This window comes from Actinomadura macra NBRC 14102 (assembly GCF_001552215.1).
In the GTDB taxonomy this organism is placed as follows: Bacteria; Actinomycetota; Actinomycetes; order Streptosporangiales; family Streptosporangiaceae; genus Spirillospora; species Spirillospora macra.
The window spans coordinates 139,151-155,190 of the sequence record NZ_BCQT01000026.1 but is presented as its reverse complement, the minus strand read 5'-3'; the positions used below and the strand labels follow the sequence as shown (position 1 = coordinate 155,190).

Genomic DNA, 16,040 nt, shown 5'->3' with positions numbered 1-16,040 from the left:
ACGGCCGCACTTCAGCACGGATCGGACGCACCGAAGGGGCCGTTCCCGCCGGAGGCCGTCAGACGCGCCAGGAACGGACGAGCTCGTCCAGCGCGGACTGGTCGAACAGGATGCCCTGCGAGATCAGTTCCTGTGCCACCAGATCGCCGTCGCCGTGGTGCTTGGCCAGCAGCCGATACACCGCGTATGGGAACCAGTGGTTGTCGCTGATCCGCTGGATCTCGGCCTCGTCGCAGACGTAGCCCTCGGCGCGGACCTCCGCGAGCGTGGCCGCGACGTCGCCGTGCCGGCGTTCCAGAACGTCGATGACCAGGCTGCGCAGGCTCTCGCTGTTCTGCGCGGGCGCCAGGTCTTCCTGGACGGAGCCGTAGGTGCTGTGGCCGTTGAGGCTGCCGCGGGTGGCGGCACTGACGACGGCCAGCTCGGGTTCGGGTGCCGGGGCGGGCGCCGGTTCGGGCACCGGCTCAGGTGCGGGCGCCGGGGGTGCCGGCGACGCGGCGGCCGATGCCGCGGCCGATGCCGCGGCGGCCGGGGCGGGCTCGCGGTCACCGGTGTCGGACGTGCCCTCCGCGGGGGTCCCGGCGTCCGACGACCCGGACTCGATCGCCTTCCCGGAGTGCCCGGGCACCTGGATCTGCGGGAACGGGCCGGTGTTGCGCAGCGGCATCAGCGTGATCTGCTGAAGCGTGACCGGCCCGGCGATGGCCCGGTGCTGCGGCTCGGGCTGCTTGGGCGCCTCGTCCTCGTCTTGCCGCGACACGTACCGGTGCAGCGTCCGCAGCAGGACAAACAGGCCGAGCATCGACACGATGGGCGGGACGGCGGCCGTCGCCTGATAGGAGAACGTCCGGTGTCCGACGTGGCCCACGTTGAAGATGAGGCTCGCCGTCCAGCCAGCGAGGGCGATGCTCAGCGGGAGGAAGAAGTCCAGCCAGCTCAGCAGCTGGCGGCGGTGCAGCACGAAGGCGTCCACGGCCAGCAGGAACAGGCCGAGCTCGCCCACGATGATGAACAGGTCCACCAGCAGGGGGAACGAGTCGGCCTTCCAACCTCGCAACCCGTGTTCGAGGGCCCAGTGATAGAGACCGGCGTAGGACTGGGCGAAGCCGCCCACGGTGGCGGTCATGACCGCGGCGGCCATGAAGGCGATGGCTCCCCACCGTGTGATGGCCTGGGCCCGGTTGGCAGCGCTCATGCGGGGTGTGCTCCAGATTTCCCAACGCGTACAAGAGTGATCGTTGGGAGACTATCCATTCCTTTGACGTTTCGTGGGGGATTCGCGTTACGTCTCGGTCGCGGTCCGCGTGGAGGTCCGGGCACGAGCCGTCCCCACCAGGCCCAGCGGTGGCCTGGCGGGGACGGGGTTCCGCAGGGGGAGCTGCTTTACGGAACGTTGAGCACGAAGTCCATCACGGCGTCGCGGCCGGTGGGGGTGTTCGTGACCTTCATGAGCAACCGGGCGTCGTAGATCGTGTCCGTCTGGTTGCGGGGTTCGCCCGGGAAGTACGTCTGCGTCGTCAGGATCGGACGGCTGGGCGCCTGAAGCTTCACGTGGATGTGCCGGGTGCGGCCGGGGTAGAGGCCGGGCACGATCGTCGTGAGCTTGTAGCGACCCTGGTCGTCGGTGAACAGGTGACCGCGCAACGTGAACCCGGTGTTGTCATAGTTCCCAGCGTTGTCGGCCTGCCAGAAGTCCAGCAGCGCCTTCGCGATCGGCTTGCAGGACGTCGAGTAGACGACGCCGCTCACCGTGAGCTTGGTGCCGGGCATACCGGGCGTGGTCAGGTCCGACCGCTCGGGGGAGTTGGGCTTGAAGTACGGCCCCTCCGTCTGAGCAGGGGTCCTCTCGTTGTCACCGTCGGTGCACTTCGGGGTCGGCGTCAGAAGCTGCCCCTTCGGGAGCTGCATCCGAGCCTGCGCGGGAGCGGCGGCGGAGAGCGCGGCCGGGACGGCCAGCGCACCGACGCCTGCGGCGACGATGAAGTGCTTGCGGCTGATGCCGCTAGTTTCCTGCTCGTCCTCTGGCATGGCGGGTTCCTCTCGGCGGGTCTTCGAGGTGTGTGGGGGCGCGCACCCAGGACGTTCGTCGGGTTATGTATAGGCCGCATGCGGACGGACGGTCTTGGCCATGCCTGCCGCAACTTTGGCGGCGTGTGCCAAAGACCCCCGCTATCGTCGTGCCGACTCGCTCATTGACCTTCTTGACCCAACGTAGAAGCCTTGCATGTGGCGTCCGGGAACTGTCCATCCAGCGCGAGGGAGCGCAATGCCCACGCTCGTCAACACCTCGGACCACCCTGCCGCCGATCAGGCGGACTACTGGCGCCACCTGATCAACAGTGCCTTCGGTCCCTTCCACCTGCAGCCGGCCGGCCGTGGTCCGTTCGCCGCGCGGCTCGTGGCCCGCGCGCTCGGCCCCATCGAGGCCAGCGACGTGCGTGCCCCGGCGCACGCGGTGCGGCGCACGGCCCGGCAGATCGATCACGACACCCGCGAGTGCTACAAGCTCGGGTTGGTGCTGCGCGGCTCATGTGTCCTGCGGCAGAACGACCGGCAGGTCCGGGTCGGGCCGGGAGACGTGGTCTTCTACGACCTCACCCGCCCGGTCGAGATCGCCTTCGACGCCCATCACATCTTCACCGTCGTCATCCCGCACCGGGCGGTTCCGCTGTCGGCGGACCGGCTGGCCGAGCTCGGCGGCACGCTGCTGTCCGAGCGGGCCCGCACCGGCCGGCTGGTGACCTCGCTGCTCGCGGCCCTCGCCGAGGACGGCGGGGAGGCGGACGAGCCGTACGCCCACCACCTCGGCGGCGCGGTCGTCGAGCTGGTGACGGGCGCGGCGAGCGAATGGCTCGGCGCGGAGCCGGCCCCGTCCCCGGAGGCCGCGGAGATGCTCCGCGCCATCGTGGACTGGATCGAGACGCGGCTGCACGACGCCGGGCTGACGCCCGCCGCCATCGCCGCCGCTCATCACATCTCCGTCCGTCAGCTCTACCGGGTCTTCCAGCCGCAGGGCACCACCGTCGCCCGGTACATCCGCGCTCGTCGCCTGGAGCACTGCCGCCGGGAGTTGCGCGACCCGTTCCTCGCCACCCAGCGGATCGGTGCCATCGCCTGCCGATGGGGACTGCCCGATGCCGCCGCGTTCAGCCGCGCGTTTCGCGCCGCCTACGGGGTCACGCCCAGCGCCTACCGGGCCGCGGCCACGGGGATCGACAGGGCCGACTGACGCCGTGGACCGAATCCTGCATCCGGGAAGCCCGCGGAGGACGACTGGTAAGGAGGACCGAGATTCCACGCGGTGGCGCGGCCGTGGCCGGGACCACCCGGCAACCGCCTTCCCCTGGTCGGCATGACCGGTTTACCGTTCGGGTAACCCGGTCATGACGAGGAGGAGGGGGCCCCTTGACGCCGTACGCGCCGTCCTCCCCGCGCCCGGGTTTCTGGGCGGCGCTCGACCGGGTCCAGCAGGCCGCGCTGCGGTCCGCCGCGCGCCCCCGCCATTTCCCGGTGAAGGCGCCGCTGGTCTACCAGGGCGACGAGTCCGACCACGTCATCATCATCGAGCGGGGCTGGGCGAAGGTGACCTCGGCGACCGAGGACGGCCACAACGTGGTGCTCGCCGTCCGCGGTCCCGGCGACCTGCTGGCCGAGAGCGCGGTGCTCGGCGGGCGCACCCGCTCGGCCACCGTGACGGCGCTGTCACCCGTCCGGGCCCTGGTGGTGCCCGCCGCCCGCTTCACCGGCTTCCTGGACGCCCACCCCGAGGTGTGGATGCTGGTCACCGGCACCTTCGTGCAACGGCTGGACGACTCGGACCGGCGCCTGAAGGCGCATGTCACCAGCCGGGGCACGCAGCGGCTCGCGCAGCTGCTCGCCGACCTCGCCGAGCTGTCGGCGCAGCACACCCCGCCCGCGCAGGACGGCAGCATCGACATCGGCCCGCCGCTGTCGCAGGAGGAACTGGGCAGTTGGATGGACGCCTCCCGCGAGACCGTCGCCCGCGCCCTGAACGGGTTGCGTCGCGACGGCCTGATCCGCACCGGCTGGCGCAGGATCACGGTCGTCGACCTGCCCGGCCTGCGCGCCTTCGCCCGGGACCGCGACTGAGACGGATCTGACGCGGCCGATGCGCGACGCTCACGCGTCACGGGCGTGCTCGGCGATGCGTCGCCGCGCGTCCGCCCAATCGATGGGCAGGTCCGCCCCCTGTACGTCCCAGAAGACGAAGGTGGAGTCGCGCATGACCGCCCGTTTGCGGCGCATGGTGGAGGCGTGCGGCTCGGCGGCGGCGTAGGACTGGAGGGCCTTGCGGTCGCTCCAGGCGGAGAGCGTCCAGAACGTGCGCTTGAGGAGCTGGGCCTTCAGCGTGAAGCCGTGGGCGCCCTCCGACCGGCGGGCCTGGCGCAGGAGTGCCAGCGAGGCGAGGAAGAACCCCGGCACGTGGCGCAGTGAGCGCACCTCCAGGCGGGAGGCCATGACCAGCACCTTGGTGCCGGGGTCGGCCTTCTCCATCGGAATCCACGGAAGCGTCGGCATGGCGTGTCCTCTCCTCAGCAAATCTAGTCACTGACTAGATTGCCTTGCCGACCTCGAACTTGTCAATGACAAGATAGGGTGGCGGGCAACCGGCGACCCAGGAGGCGAGCGACATCGAGCAGCCGAACTACCACCACGGCGACCTGCGCCGGGTCATCATGCGGGCCGCGGTGGACGCGATCGCCGAGTCCGGCACGGCCGCCTGGAGCCTGCGCGGGCTGGCCCGCCGGGCCGGTGTCTCGCACGCCGCACCGGCCCACCACTTCGGTGACAAGGCCGGGGTGCTGACCGCCGTGGCCGCCGAGGGATACGCCCTGTTCGCGGACGCGCTGGAGCGGGCCGGCGACGACCTCCACGACGTGGGGCTGGCCTATGTCCGCTTCGCCGTCGACCACCGCGCGCACTTCGAGGTGATGTTCCGGCCCGAGCTCTACCGTGCGGACGACCCGGAGGTGGACGCCGCCCGGCGGCGCGCGGACGCGGTGCTCGCCAAGGGCGTCCGGAACGTCTCGCCGAGTGTCCCGGAGGGCGACCGGACGGCCGCGATCGCCGCCTGGTCCATCGTGCACGGCTTCGCCGTCCTGTGGCTGAGCGGCGCGCTGCCCGCAGACCTGGGCGACGACCCCGTGGCCGCCGCCCGTCCGGTCATCCACCTCCTGTTCGCGCGCTGACGTGAAACAGGCGGTCTACCCCGACGATGACCCCGACGATGACCCCGACTTGGTGAGCCGTCGCCGCTCCTGTTCTTCCAGCTCTTCCCGGGCGGCGGCGGGGCGGTCGGGAACGGTGGCGAGGTCCGCCCTGAACCGGCGGTTGAGGGCCGCGCGCACCCGCCCGAGCGCGCTGCGCCCGCGGGGGCTCTCGACCCCCTCGACGGGGGGCGGCACGTCAAGGTCGACGGCGGGCGCCGGGCGCGGATCGGTGATCGCGGCGATCCGCTCGGCGGGCAGGTGCCGTTCCACCTCGCTGAACCCGCCTTCCGGGGACTGGCGGACGACGCCCGTCTCCAGCCCGTGCTGGACGAGGCCGAGGTCACGGCGCTGGAGGCCGACGCAGATCCGGTAGGCGACGATGTAGGCCAGGACGGGCCCGAGGACGACGGCGCCGCGGAAGAACCACGTCGTCCAGAACAGCGAGACGTGGAACCTGGCCGCCAGGACGTCGTTGCCGCCCGCCGCCCACAGCACTCCGTAGAAGACGATCCCGCCGACGCCCACCCCCGTCCGCGCCGGGACGTCGCGGGGCCGGTCGAGCAGATGGTGGATCTGGTGGTCGCCGGTCACCCAGCGCTCCAGGAACGGGTAGACGGCGAGCCCGGTGAACAGGATCCCGGGGACGACCAGTGCCGGCACGACGACGCTCATCGTCACGGTGTGGCCCCACGCCGTGACCTCCCAGGCCGGCATGATCCGCAGCGCGCCCTCCAGCCAGCCCATGTACCAGTCCGGCTGCGAGCCCGAGCTGATGGCACCGGGATCGTACGGGCCGAACAGCCAGATCGGGTTGATCTGGACGAAGGCCGCCAGCAGCGTCGTGACGCCGAGCACCCACAGGAACAGCGCCGAGGTCTTGGCCACGAACACCGGGAAGAACGGGTAGCCGCGGACGGTGGTGTTCGAGCTGCCCTTGCCGGGGAACTGCGTGTGCGTCTGCCGCCACGTCAGGACGATCGCGTGCAGCGGGATCAACGCCGCCAGCAGGCCCGGGATCAGCAGCACGTGGACGATGTAGAGGCGGGGGATGATGTCGGTGCCCGGGAACTCCCCGCCGAACAGGAACATCACGAGATAGGACCCGACCAGCGGGACCGAGGCCGTCACCCCTTCCAGGATGCGGATGCCGGTGCCCGACAGCAGGTCGTCCGGCAGCGAGTAGCCGAACAGCCCGTTCACCATGACGAGCATGAACATGGTGACGCCGATGATCCAGTTCAGCTCCCGCGGCTTGCGGAACGCGCCGCTGAAGAAGTTGCGCAGCAGGTGGACGAGGATCGCGCCCATGAAGATCAACGTCGACCAGTGGTGGATCTGCCGAACGAGCAGCCCGCCCCGCACATCGAAGCTGATCTTCAGAGACGAGGCGTACGCCTCGCTCATCTCCACCCCGCGCAGCTTGGTGTAGGAGCCGTTGTAGACGACCTCGTGCATGCTGGGCTTGAAGAACAGTGTGAGGTACACCCCGGTCAGCAGAATGATCACGAAGGAGTACATCGCGATCTCCCCGACCAGGAAGCTCCACTGGTCCGGGAACGCCTTGCGCAGGGCCTTGCGGGCGAAGCCGGACGTGCCGAACCGCTCGTCCAGCGCCCGGGAGGCGGCGTCCACGGCCGTCGGTCGCCTTCGTCCGCTGGTCGCCGCCCGGTCGCCGGGCGCCCGTATCCCCGCCATCGTCACAGTCCCTTCGTCGAGCTCTCCGCCCTAAGACAGTTCCGACCGGGCGAATGTGACATCGGCGGGTGTGCGACGCGTCACAGGGTCAGTGACCCCACAGGTCCCGCCGCCGGTACCGGGGGAGCCAGACCGTCCGGTGGGCGACCCGGACCGGCGGGGGCAACTGCCGCAGCACCGCACCGCTCGTCGTCTCGGACGCGCCGTCCAGCAGCCAGGGCAGGAACACCCGCAGCCCCCGCACCCCGATCCGCCCGCGGAGCTCGACGTCGTAGGTGCCCCACTCGAACGTGGTGAGCGTGCGGTGGATCAGCGGCAGGACGTTCGCCTCCTTGAAGTCCAGATGCGCCTCCAGCGACGCCGGGAGCCCGTGCGCGCAACGGCCGAAGACGTGCCGGTCGCCGTGCTCCAGCGCCGCGTCCACCGCGTCCATCAGCGGGACGAGCCGGATGGCCTGCGACTCCATCGCCTCCAGCCACTCCGCTCGGACGCCGGTCAGCCTGCCGCGCATCACCGTCCACAACGCGCGCCTCTCCGCGGCCTGCTGGGCGAGCCAGTGCGTCTTGAAGACGGCCCAGCCATTCGTCACCGCGGGGGAGGCCAGGCCGGTGGCCGGCGTGCCGCCGGCCACCGGCCCCGCCGTCCTCCCCGCCGCGGCCATCCGCCCCATGTCGCGCCGGAACGCGCCGTACGCGGCGTAGAGCATCGTCAGATCGAAACGCCGCCGCGCGCTCTCTCCCAAACCGGCGTTCATGCCGTTCTCCCGCCCTTCGCCCGAACCGTCATGGAAGAGATGCGCCGAAGGTCTGAAATGTGACATCAGGTGTCGTCACCAGCGGTGATACCAGAATTACTAGAACCGTCCTATTCTGGCGAAACGCTGCCGCGACCCACGTCCTGGCGTAGCCTGCGCCGCGTGATCGACGACCAGACGTTGATGAGCTCACGTCATGTCCTGTGCGTTCTCGGCACCGGTTTGGACCTCGGCGAGGTGGAGGCCGCGGCCGCGAAGGAGGGCTTCGGGCTCGACTGGGAGTACTCCGGGGCCGAGCCCGACCCGCGGATGCCGGAGGCGTTCGAGGCGTGCGCGGCGCGTGTCTCCTTCACGACCGCCGACTGGGACGCGGTCGAGTCGCACGACACGGTCGCCTACGTGCTGTCGCCGCCCGTCCTGCCGGACGTCGCGTTCACCGTCGCGCGGCGGACCCTGGTGCTGGCCGCCGACCTGCTGCGCTCCGGCGCGACCGCGGTGAAGAACGAGAGCAACGGGCTCACCCACGGCCGGGACCGGTGGCTCGACCTCGCCGCCGGCATCTACGACGGGACGCCGGAGGAGTCGGCGATCCCGCTGTACCGCGCGCTGGTGAAGCGTCCGATCTCCGACGGCTCCCTGCACTTCAGTTGCGGAATGCACCTGCTCGGGGCACCCGACGTCGAACTGGAGCCGGCCGGCGACCCGGATCCCGAGGACGTGGCGGGGCTCATCGACTCGCTCGCCCTCTACCTGCTGACCGAGTGCCGCGCCGGGGAGATCGAGGACGGTGAGGGCTTCCGGTCCGCGCCCGGTGAGCCCCGCTGGGTTCTCCGGCACCACCCGTGCGACCGGTACGACGAGGACGACATCTTCTTCAATCCGCACGGCTACCTGCGCATGACACCCGGGTAGCGGGGCGGGTTCCGGCTCCCGGACGGCGCCGAGCGCCCGAAGACTCAGGCCGGCTTCGCCGCACGGTGTCCTCAAGCGCTGCTCGCGGTCGTGCCCTGGGGCTTGCCCACCTCTTGTCCGGGCAGTGCCGGGAGGGCGATGACCCAGCGCTGCGCGATCCAGCGGCGGACGTGCCGGCGGGCGCCGGCGGCGTCGAGCCCGGACCGCGCGGACGCCTCGTCCAGTGGAGCCCCGGTCAGCAGGGCTTCGAGCAGGACGAACGCGACGGGCGGCGGCGAGGCGGTGACGACCCGGTAGTCGCGGCGGAACATCACGATGTGGCTGGGGACGAGTGGAGGCGCCGCCGGCCGCCCGCCCCGGTGGACCGCGGAGTGGTACCGGTGGACGGGCGCGCAGGCTCGCAGCAGGCGGACGCCGGGCGCGGCGCACACCCGTTCCGGCGGCTCGGCGGGGGGCCAGGTCCAGGCCCCGGGGGGATCCTCCTCGGGGCCCGGGCCGTCATAGACCTCGGTGAACAGGCACTCGTAGCGGACGACGTCGATCATCAGGTCGATCCACGGTTCGCGCCGTCCCGCGGGCAGGTCGCGGTCGGGCCGGTTCTCCTCCAGGTGGGCGGCGAACCGGTCGCCGAGGCGGGCCGGTCGGGAGGAGCGCGGCGGCCGCGCGTCGAGGTAGCCGGCGGCGAACGCGTCGAACAGGTCGGGGCCGAGCAACCGCCGCAGTGCGGGATGCCCCTGCCGCATCGTCTCCATCAGCCGCCGCCGGTAGCCGCGCCGGTGGATCTCCAGCCGTCGCGACGCGCTGAGGGAATCCGAACCCGCGAGCATCGCCGCGTCGGAGTCCGCGGGCATGGACGGTGCGGTGACGGCGTGCAGGAGCCACTGCTGCGCGGCGTGCAGGGACGGCGGGCTAGTCATCGCGCGCCTCGATCTCGCGCGTCCCGGTCCCGTGCGCCGCGATCTCGCCCGTCCCGGTCTCGCGGGTCCCGGTCTGGTGCGCGCCGAGATGGTGGCGGGCCTTGTGCAACTCGTCCAGCAGGCCGGACAGCGGCGGGAGGTCGTCGTGCCACTCCAAGAGGGTGGGCACCGGCCCGGTCAGGGACGTGACCAGCTCGTACAGGTCCCAGACCGGTCCGGCGACCGGGCCGTCATGGGTGCCGATCAGATGGTCGCCCATGTCGGTATGCCCGGCCAGATGGACCTGCGCGACGCGGCCATGTGGAAGGGCACGAATGTACTCCTCGGGGTCGAAATCGTGGTTGACGGACGAGACGTAGACGTTGGTGACGTCCAGCAGCAGCTCGCAGCCGGTGTCTTCGCACAGCCGCGCGAGGAACTCCCATTCCGTCATCGTCGAGTGCGCGAACGCCGCGCAGGTGCCCAGGTTCTCCAGGACGAGCGGTCGCTCCAGCAGATCCTGCACGTGCCGGACACGTCCGGCGATGTGCCGCAGCGAATGCTCGGTGAACGGGACCGGCAGCAGTTCACCGGTGGTGACGCCCGTCACCCCGGTCCAGCACACGTGGTCGGACACCCATCGTGCCCCGGTGGCGTCGGCCAGGCGCTGGAGCCGGGTCAGGTAGCCCAGGTCGAGCGGGTCTGTGCCCCCTATGGACAGGGACACGCCGTGCATGACGATCGGGTACCGCTCCGCGATGCGCGCCAGCGCGTGCCGCGGGTAGCCACCGGAGTCGATGAAGTCCTCGGAGATGATCTCGAACCAGGCGACGTCCGGCCATTCGGCGAGGACGTGCGGCAGGTGGGGGACGCGCAGCCCGAGCCCGAGAGCGCACGCACCGTCCCCGCCCGCGACCTCGGGCGCGGGCGGGGACGCGGACGGGGGAGCGGCCGGCTCGGTCGACCCGGCCCTCACGGCGCGCGTTCCGCGCCGGGCCCGGGCCGCTCGTGGCCGGGGGCAGTGTCCTCCGGTCGGCCCTCGCCGGGAGCGGCGCCGAAGGGCACTCCGGGTTCGGACATCCGCTGTTCGAATACCTCTCGGGCCCGCTCCCACACGTTGGTGCCGCGGTAGGGGCCGACGTCGTGCGGCCCGGAGGTTGCCCGAGGATCCCTTTCATCCGGTAGCCAGGCATCTCCCGAGGCCCCGCGTCGGCTCGTACGGTTCACGGGGGCTCCCATCACGAGATGACTACTCGCGACAGGATAGTTACTGTGGGTAGTCATCGGTGGACAGAACTGTGTCACCCGGCCCCAAGGAGTTCGTACCGGCACGGCGACGGCCGGTAGCCCGCGAGCGGGCCGCTTACGCCTGGGCGCGGGCGTCCCGCCGTTCGCGCTGCGGGACCACCGTGTACTTGGGGTCCTCTGCCGATCGCACGCCCGCGTAGAAGACGCCGAACCTCGTGCACGCGGACGCGGTGAGCAGCGCGGTCCCGCTGAGCACCGCCGCCGTCCGGCTCCGTCCGGCGAGCAGCACGGCCCCGGCGGCTCCGGCGGTGCCCAAAAGCTCCGCCGCGCGCATCAGCCGACCTGCCTTGCCCTGCCGGTACGCCTCCGCCACCATCCCGAGCCGCCGTTCCATCAGCCTGGTCGCCCCGGCCTCCAGCACGGTGCCGAACACCGCGGTGCTGCGCAGCGGACCCGTCTCGACGACCGGGCACGCGATGAGCGCCATCCCGGACGCGGCGGCCGTCGCCGACCCGGCGAACACGAACGGGAGCTCCCGATGACCCCCATGCCAGGCGGGCACGGCCGTGTCCGCCGCCAGCACGGCGGTGTAGGCGGCGACGGCGGGTCCGAGCGCGGCCGCGCCGGCGGTGGCCGCCGCGCCGAGGCGGGGGAACAGGCGCGTCACGCCCAGGACGGCGGCGCCGCCCGCGGCCGGGCCATAGACCATCAGCAGCCAGGAGCCGACGCTCATCGGGGAGGTCGGCTTCATGACCCGCAGCATGTGGTGGAACCGGGCCGGACGTCCGAGATCGTGGACCAGCGCGGCGGCGGACCCGCTGATGGCCACCAGCGAGGAGATCTTCAGGGCCCGCGCCGTCACCGGGCGGCCGGTGAGATGGGCTCCCGCCGCGAGCACCGAGCCCGCGCCCGCGAGCCCGCCGAGGAAGAAGTACCCGGCGATGTCCAGGGCCTTCCAGGTGGGAGGGTTAAGGATCGGCTTGCCGTAGTAGGAGGTGAACTCCGCGTCCGGCACCATCGCCCGCTCGCCGCGCCGGCCGCGCCGTTCCCGCCGCCCGCGGCTCTTACGGTGGGCGCCGCCCTTGCCGGCCGGACCCCTCCCTACCGCGGCAGCCCGGCCGGGGCGTGCCCCGCGCACCCCGTCCCCGCCTGTGTCCGGGCCGCTCATCGCCGGCCCCCCACACGGCCGTGGACGGCGAAGACGGCGGCGGCCCCGCCGAGCAGGGTCAGCGCGGCGGCGCCCGCGTGCCGCCACATGGACGGCAGGTCGCGGGTGGTGACGACCGGATCCGGGGGCAGCCCGTACACCTCGGGCTCGTCCAGCAGGAGGAAGAACGCGCCGTCGCCGCCGACACCGTCCTCCGGGTCCTCGCCATAGAGCCGGGCGTCGTCCACGCCGAGCTGATGAAGCTGGTCGACACGCACGGCGGCGCGCTCGCGCAGTTCGTCCAGAGGCCCGTACTGGATCGAGTCCGTGGGACATGCCTTCGCGCAGGCGGGCTCCTGTCCCGCGCCGAGCCGGTCGTAGCACAGCGTGCACTTCCAGGCCCGGCCGTCGCCCTTGCGCTGGTCGATGACCCCGAACGGGCAGGCGGGCACGCAGTAGCCGCACCCGTTGCAGATGTCCTCCTGGACGACGACGGTGCCGAACTCGGTGCGGAACAGCGACCCGGTGGGGCAGACGTCCAGGCAGGCCGCGTGCGTGCAGTGCTTGCACACGTCCGACGCCATCAGCCAGCGCATGCCGGAGCCGGCGGCGCCGTCCGGCACGCCGGTCTCGGCGTTCCCCATCGGCTTGTCCTGTTCGATGAACGCCACATGCCGCCAGGTGTCGGCACCGAGCCCCTGGGTGTTGTCGTAGGACATCCCGGTGAACTCCAGGCCGTCTTCCGGGACGGCGTTCCACTCCTTGCAGGCGACCTCGCACGCTTTGCAGCCGATGCACACCGAGGTGTCGGTGAAGAAGCCCATCCGCGGGGGCGCGTCCGGATACCCGGCGTCGGCGGCGACGTCGGGTTCGGCTCCGGCGAGCAGGTTGCGTCCGATCAGGCTGCTCATCGGCCACCTCCATCGTTGGACAAGGCGCTGGCACCTTTCCCCAGGTGGCGGCCCCTACACCTCGGGCCCTGCGGTCTCCCGCCGGCGCCGGCCGGCAACGCGTTCGGGGCCTGCGGCGCCTTGCGGGCGCGCCTCCCGTGTCCTGTCGTCCGCGGCGGCGTCCCGCCGCAGGCCGGAGGCGTCTTTCTAGGCGTTCTGAACGGTTTCTGAATTTCGATTGAGTCTGTTCCTGGACCGCTCCTGCGGCAAACCGGAGGATCCGCCGAATGTTGGACGGTCCGTTTTCGCAGATTGGACGGGTTTCCTAGCGCGGGGGGCGGGCTTTGCGGGGGCGTCCTACAGAAGGTTCAAGGGAAGTTAAAAACAGGACGTTGACCGCCTTGATCGGCGCCGTTACTCTTCGGGCAAGATCCTGGATCACGTTCCACTCTTCGGCCGCCGAAGGAAAACAAAATCGCGTCCGCCCCCAGCGAAGAGGAATCGCATGCGTAAAGGGATCGCCATTTCCGCAGCCGCCCTGGCGATGACCGCCACGGCCGCCGTGGCCGCCCCGCCGGCCACTGCCTCCGCCTCCTACTTCACCCGTGGCCCCAACGGGGTCACCATCGAGATCGCCACCGTGAACGGTTCTGGCTGCCCCGCGGGCACCGCCGCCGTGGCCATCTCCGATGACAAGGAGGCCTTCACCGTCACCTACAGCGACTACATGGCGCAGGTAGGCGGCAACTCGCAGGCCACCGACTTCCGGAAGAACTGCCAGATCGCGATGAAGGTGCACGTCCCCCAGGGCTTCACCTACGCGATCATGTCGGCTGACTACCGGGGATTCGCATCGCTCGAAAAGGGTGCGACCGGACTGGAAAAGGCTCACTACTACTTCCAGGGCATGTCGCAGACCGGTCAGGCCGAGCACCCCATCAAGGGCGCTTACTCTGACAACTGGCAGTTCACCGACAAGAACGATGTCGCGCAGCTCGTCTACAAGCCATGTGGCGAGGAGCGCAACTTCAACATCAACACCGAGCTGCGGGTGAACAAGGGCACATCCGACCCGACCAAGGTCAGCTTCCTGGCCATGGACTCCACGGACGGCAGCATCAAGACCACCTACCACTTCGCCTGGAAGCGCTGCCCCTAGGCGAGCAGACCATTCACATCCGGCGCTCCCCCGAATTCCTCCGGCGCCGGATGTGAATGACCCCGAGTACGGTGCCTCCACCCCCGTAAGGAGAGAACAACCGATGCGCAAGGCAATCACCGCCACGGCGGCGTGCGCGACCGCCATGGCCCTGGCCGGTGCAATGGCTCCCGCCGCCTCCGCCGTCACCGACGACCCCCCGCCCCCGGACCGGATCGTCATCGACGTCCTCACCGTGAACGGCTCCGGCTGCCGCGCCGGCACCGCCGCGGTCGCCACGGCGAGCGACAACACCGCGTTCACGGTCACCTACAGCGACTACCTCGCCCAGGCGGGCGGGGACTCCAAGGCGACCGACTTCCGCAAGAACTGCCAGATCAACCTGCGGCTGCACGTGCCGCAGGGCTTCACCTACGCGATCGCCGGTGCGGACTACCGCGGCTTCGCGCACCTGGAAGCCGGCGCGTCAGGTCTGGAGCGCGCCAGTTACTACCACCAGGGCATGCAGCAGACGACCCCCGTCAGCCACACGCTGAAGGGCTCGTACTCCGACAACTGGCAGTTCAGTGACCGTACCCCGGTCGCCGAGCTGGTGTTCAAGCCCTGTGGTGAGGACCGCAACTTCAACGTCAACACCGAGTTGCGCGTGAACAAGGGCACGGACGAGAAGAAGACCAGCTTCCTGGCCTTCGACTCCACCGACGGTAGCGTCAAGACGACCTACCACTTCGCTTGGAAGAAGTGCCCGTAACACCCCGCTGACGGTCGTCAAACCCCGCTGACGGCCAGCAAACCGGGCCGCGTCCACTCTCGGGGGTGGGCGCGGCCCTAGCGGTGCCCGGGGCCGTGCGCGTCTGCATCCGTGCACGTCTGCATGGGAACGCCCGCGAAGACGCTCGCCGGAGTCAGCGGGCGAGGTGGCGGGAGATGACCAGGCGCTGGATCTGGTTGGTGCCCTCGAAGATCTGCATGACCTTCGCCTCGCGCATGAAGCGCTCGACCGGGAAGTCACGGGTGTAGCCGGCCCCGCCGAGGACCTGGACGGCGTCGGTCGTCACCCTCATCGCGTTGTCGGTGGCGACCAGTTTGGCGATCGACGCCTTCCGGCCGTAGGGGCGGCCCGCGTCCTTGAGCCGTGCCGCCGCGAGATAGGTCGCGCGGGCCGACTCGACGGCGGCGGCCATGTCCGCGAGGACGAACGCGAGCCCCTGGTGGTCGATGATCGCCTTGCCGAACGCCTCGCGCTCCTTGGCGTAGCCGACGGCGGTGTCGAGCGCGCTCTGGGCGAGGCCGGTGGCGACCGCGGCGATGCCGAGGCGCCCCGCGTCCAGGCCGGCGAGGGCGATGGCCAGGCCCTGGCCCTCCGCGCCGATGAGGTGGTCGGCCGGGATCCGCGCGTCGACGAGCCGGACGGTCGCGGTCGTCGAACCCATCAGGCCCATCTTGTCCTCGGGCTCGTCGAACTCCAGCCCCGGCGTCCCGGACGGCACATGGAAGCAGGAGATACCGCGCGACTTCTCATCGGACGTGCGGGCCATGACCGTGTAGAAGTCGGCCTCGCCGCCGTGCGTCGTCCACGCCTTGGCGCCGTTCAGGACATAGGAGTCGCCGTCGCGTACGGCCTTCGCGCGCATCGCGGCCGGGTCGGATCCCGCGTGCGCCTCCGACAGGCAGTACGCGCCCAGCCGTTCGCCCGACAGCAGATCCGGAAGCCAACGCCGGCGCTGCTCCTCGGTGCCGTAGGCGAACAGCGGGAAGCAGGAAAGGGCGTGCACGCTGACGCCGACGCCGACGCTCGCCCAGGCCGTGCCGATCTCCTCCAGAGCCTGAAGGTAGATCTCGTACGGCTGGTCGCCGCCGCCATACCGCTCCGGGTAGGGCAGCGTCAGCAGCCCCGCCCGGCCGAGCGTCGTGAAGACCTCGCGGGGGAACGTCCCGGTGCGCTCGGCATCGGCCACGCGCGGCGCGAGCTCCTTGGCCGCGATCTCGCGGACGAGCGCGACGAGGTCGGCGGACTCCGGTGTCGGCAGGTGGCGCGTGGCGGGCATCGGTGACTCCTTTCGCCGAGCCCAGAGTACCAGTGGGAGTACTGAAGAACCGTTCTTGGT

Annotated in this window: 16 protein-coding genes; 6 read left to right on the top strand and 10 right to left on the bottom strand. The window is 70.9% G+C overall.

Annotated features, from left to right (window positions below; genetic code table 11):
• Positions 1–58: 58 nt before the first annotated feature.
• Both AMA02S_RS35785 and AMA02S_RS35780 read right to left on the bottom strand, forming a co-directional pair.
• Complete coding sequence (locus AMA02S_RS35785) at positions 59–1,195, bottom strand: DUF2637 domain-containing protein (protein ID WP_067468068.1); 1,137 nt, start codon at positions 1,193–1,195, stop codon at positions 59–61.
• Positions 1,196–1,383: 188 nt separating this feature from the next.
• Positions 1,384–2,028: a dioxygenase family protein gene (locus tag AMA02S_RS35780; RefSeq protein WP_067468065.1), complete on the bottom strand. Its 645-nt coding sequence runs from the start codon at positions 2,026–2,028 to the stop codon at positions 1,384–1,386.
• Positions 2,029–2,266: 238 nt separating this feature from the next.
• Here AMA02S_RS35780 and AMA02S_RS35775 point away from each other — a divergent pair, with 238 nt between their 5' ends.
• Positions 2,267–3,229, top strand: a complete 963-nt coding sequence (locus AMA02S_RS35775) for an AraC-like ligand-binding domain-containing protein (RefSeq protein ID WP_067468063.1) — start codon at positions 2,267–2,269, stop codon at positions 3,227–3,229.
• 176 nt (positions 3,230–3,405) lie between these two features.
• A complete protein-coding gene (locus AMA02S_RS35770; protein ID WP_067468061.1) occupies positions 3,406–4,110 on the top strand; it encodes a Crp/Fnr family transcriptional regulator in 705 nt (234 codons plus the stop codon).
• A 30-nt stretch (positions 4,111–4,140) separates the two neighbouring features.
• Here the strand turns inward: AMA02S_RS35770 and AMA02S_RS35765 are convergent, their stop codons facing one another.
• The gene (locus AMA02S_RS35765) at positions 4,141–4,539 is read right to left on the bottom strand and encodes a DUF3291 domain-containing protein (RefSeq protein ID WP_067468058.1); all 399 of its coding nucleotides are present in this window, start codon (positions 4,537–4,539) and stop codon (positions 4,141–4,143) included.
• 158 nt (positions 4,540–4,697) lie between these two features.
• On the opposite strand from AMA02S_RS35765, the gene AMA02S_RS35760 reads away from it, so the two are divergent.
• Positions 4,698–5,210 carry a TetR/AcrR family transcriptional regulator gene (locus AMA02S_RS35760; protein ID WP_084265956.1) on the top strand — a complete coding sequence of 171 codons (513 nt, stop codon included), beginning with the start codon at positions 4,698–4,700 and terminating at the stop codon, positions 5,208–5,210.
• A 15-nt stretch (positions 5,211–5,225) separates the two neighbouring features.
• Here AMA02S_RS35760 and qcrB read toward each other — a convergent pair whose 3' ends face one another.
• Entirely contained in the window at positions 5,226–6,926 is a 1,701-nt protein-coding gene (gene qcrB, locus AMA02S_RS35755; protein ID WP_067468196.1) for a cytochrome bc1 complex cytochrome b subunit, read from the bottom strand.
• An 88-nt stretch (positions 6,927–7,014) separates the two neighbouring features.
• The gene (locus AMA02S_RS35750; RefSeq protein WP_067468053.1) at positions 7,015–7,680 is read right to left on the bottom strand and encodes a hemerythrin domain-containing protein; all 666 of its coding nucleotides are present in this window, start codon (positions 7,678–7,680) and stop codon (positions 7,015–7,017) included.
• A gap of 162 nt (positions 7,681–7,842) precedes the next feature.
• Between AMA02S_RS35750 and AMA02S_RS35745 the strand changes: the two genes are divergently transcribed.
• Positions 7,843–8,592 carry a DUF4261 domain-containing protein gene (locus AMA02S_RS35745; RefSeq protein ID WP_067468051.1) on the top strand — a complete coding sequence of 250 codons (750 nt, stop codon included), beginning with the start codon at positions 7,843–7,845 and terminating at the stop codon, positions 8,590–8,592.
• Positions 8,593–8,663: 71 nt separating this feature from the next.
• Here AMA02S_RS35745 and AMA02S_RS35740 read toward each other — a convergent pair whose 3' ends face one another.
• The 4 genes from AMA02S_RS35740 to AMA02S_RS35725 form a co-directional block, all read right to left on the bottom strand.
• Entirely contained in the window at positions 8,664–9,509 is an 846-nt protein-coding gene (locus AMA02S_RS35740; RefSeq protein ID WP_067468049.1) for an HvfC/BufC N-terminal domain-containing protein, read from the bottom strand.
• Entirely contained in the window at positions 9,502–10,464 is a 963-nt protein-coding gene (gene bufB, locus AMA02S_RS35735; RefSeq protein WP_084265955.1) for an MNIO family bufferin maturase, read from the bottom strand. The genes AMA02S_RS35740 and bufB overlap by 8 nt, the downstream gene beginning before the upstream one ends.
• Before the next feature lie 387 nt (positions 10,465–10,851).
• Positions 10,852–11,904, bottom strand: a complete 1,053-nt coding sequence (nrfD, locus tag AMA02S_RS35730) for an NrfD/PsrC family molybdoenzyme membrane anchor subunit (RefSeq protein ID WP_084265954.1) — start codon at positions 11,902–11,904, stop codon at positions 10,852–10,854.
• Positions 11,901–12,707: a 4Fe-4S dicluster domain-containing protein gene (locus AMA02S_RS35725; RefSeq protein ID WP_245667977.1), complete on the bottom strand. Its 807-nt coding sequence runs from the start codon at positions 12,705–12,707 to the stop codon at positions 11,901–11,903. The genes nrfD and AMA02S_RS35725 overlap by 4 nt, the downstream gene beginning before the upstream one ends.
• 571 nt (positions 12,708–13,278) lie before the next feature.
• On the opposite strand from AMA02S_RS35725, the gene AMA02S_RS35720 reads away from it, so the two are divergent.
• On the top strand, positions 13,279–13,932 hold the full coding sequence (locus AMA02S_RS35720) for a DUF4360 domain-containing protein (RefSeq protein WP_067468042.1): 654 nt from the start codon (positions 13,279–13,281) through the stop codon (positions 13,930–13,932).
• A gap of 103 nt (positions 13,933–14,035) precedes the next feature.
• On the top strand, positions 14,036–14,683 hold the full coding sequence (locus AMA02S_RS35715) for a DUF4360 domain-containing protein (protein WP_067468039.1): 648 nt from the start codon (positions 14,036–14,038) through the stop codon (positions 14,681–14,683).
• Positions 14,684–14,837: 154 nt separating this feature from the next.
• On the opposite strand, the gene AMA02S_RS35710 is transcribed toward AMA02S_RS35715, so the two are convergent.
• Positions 14,838–15,980, bottom strand: a complete 1,143-nt coding sequence (locus AMA02S_RS35710; RefSeq protein WP_067468037.1) for an acyl-CoA dehydrogenase family protein — start codon at positions 15,978–15,980, stop codon at positions 14,838–14,840.
• Positions 15,981–16,040: the final 60 nt, after the last annotated feature.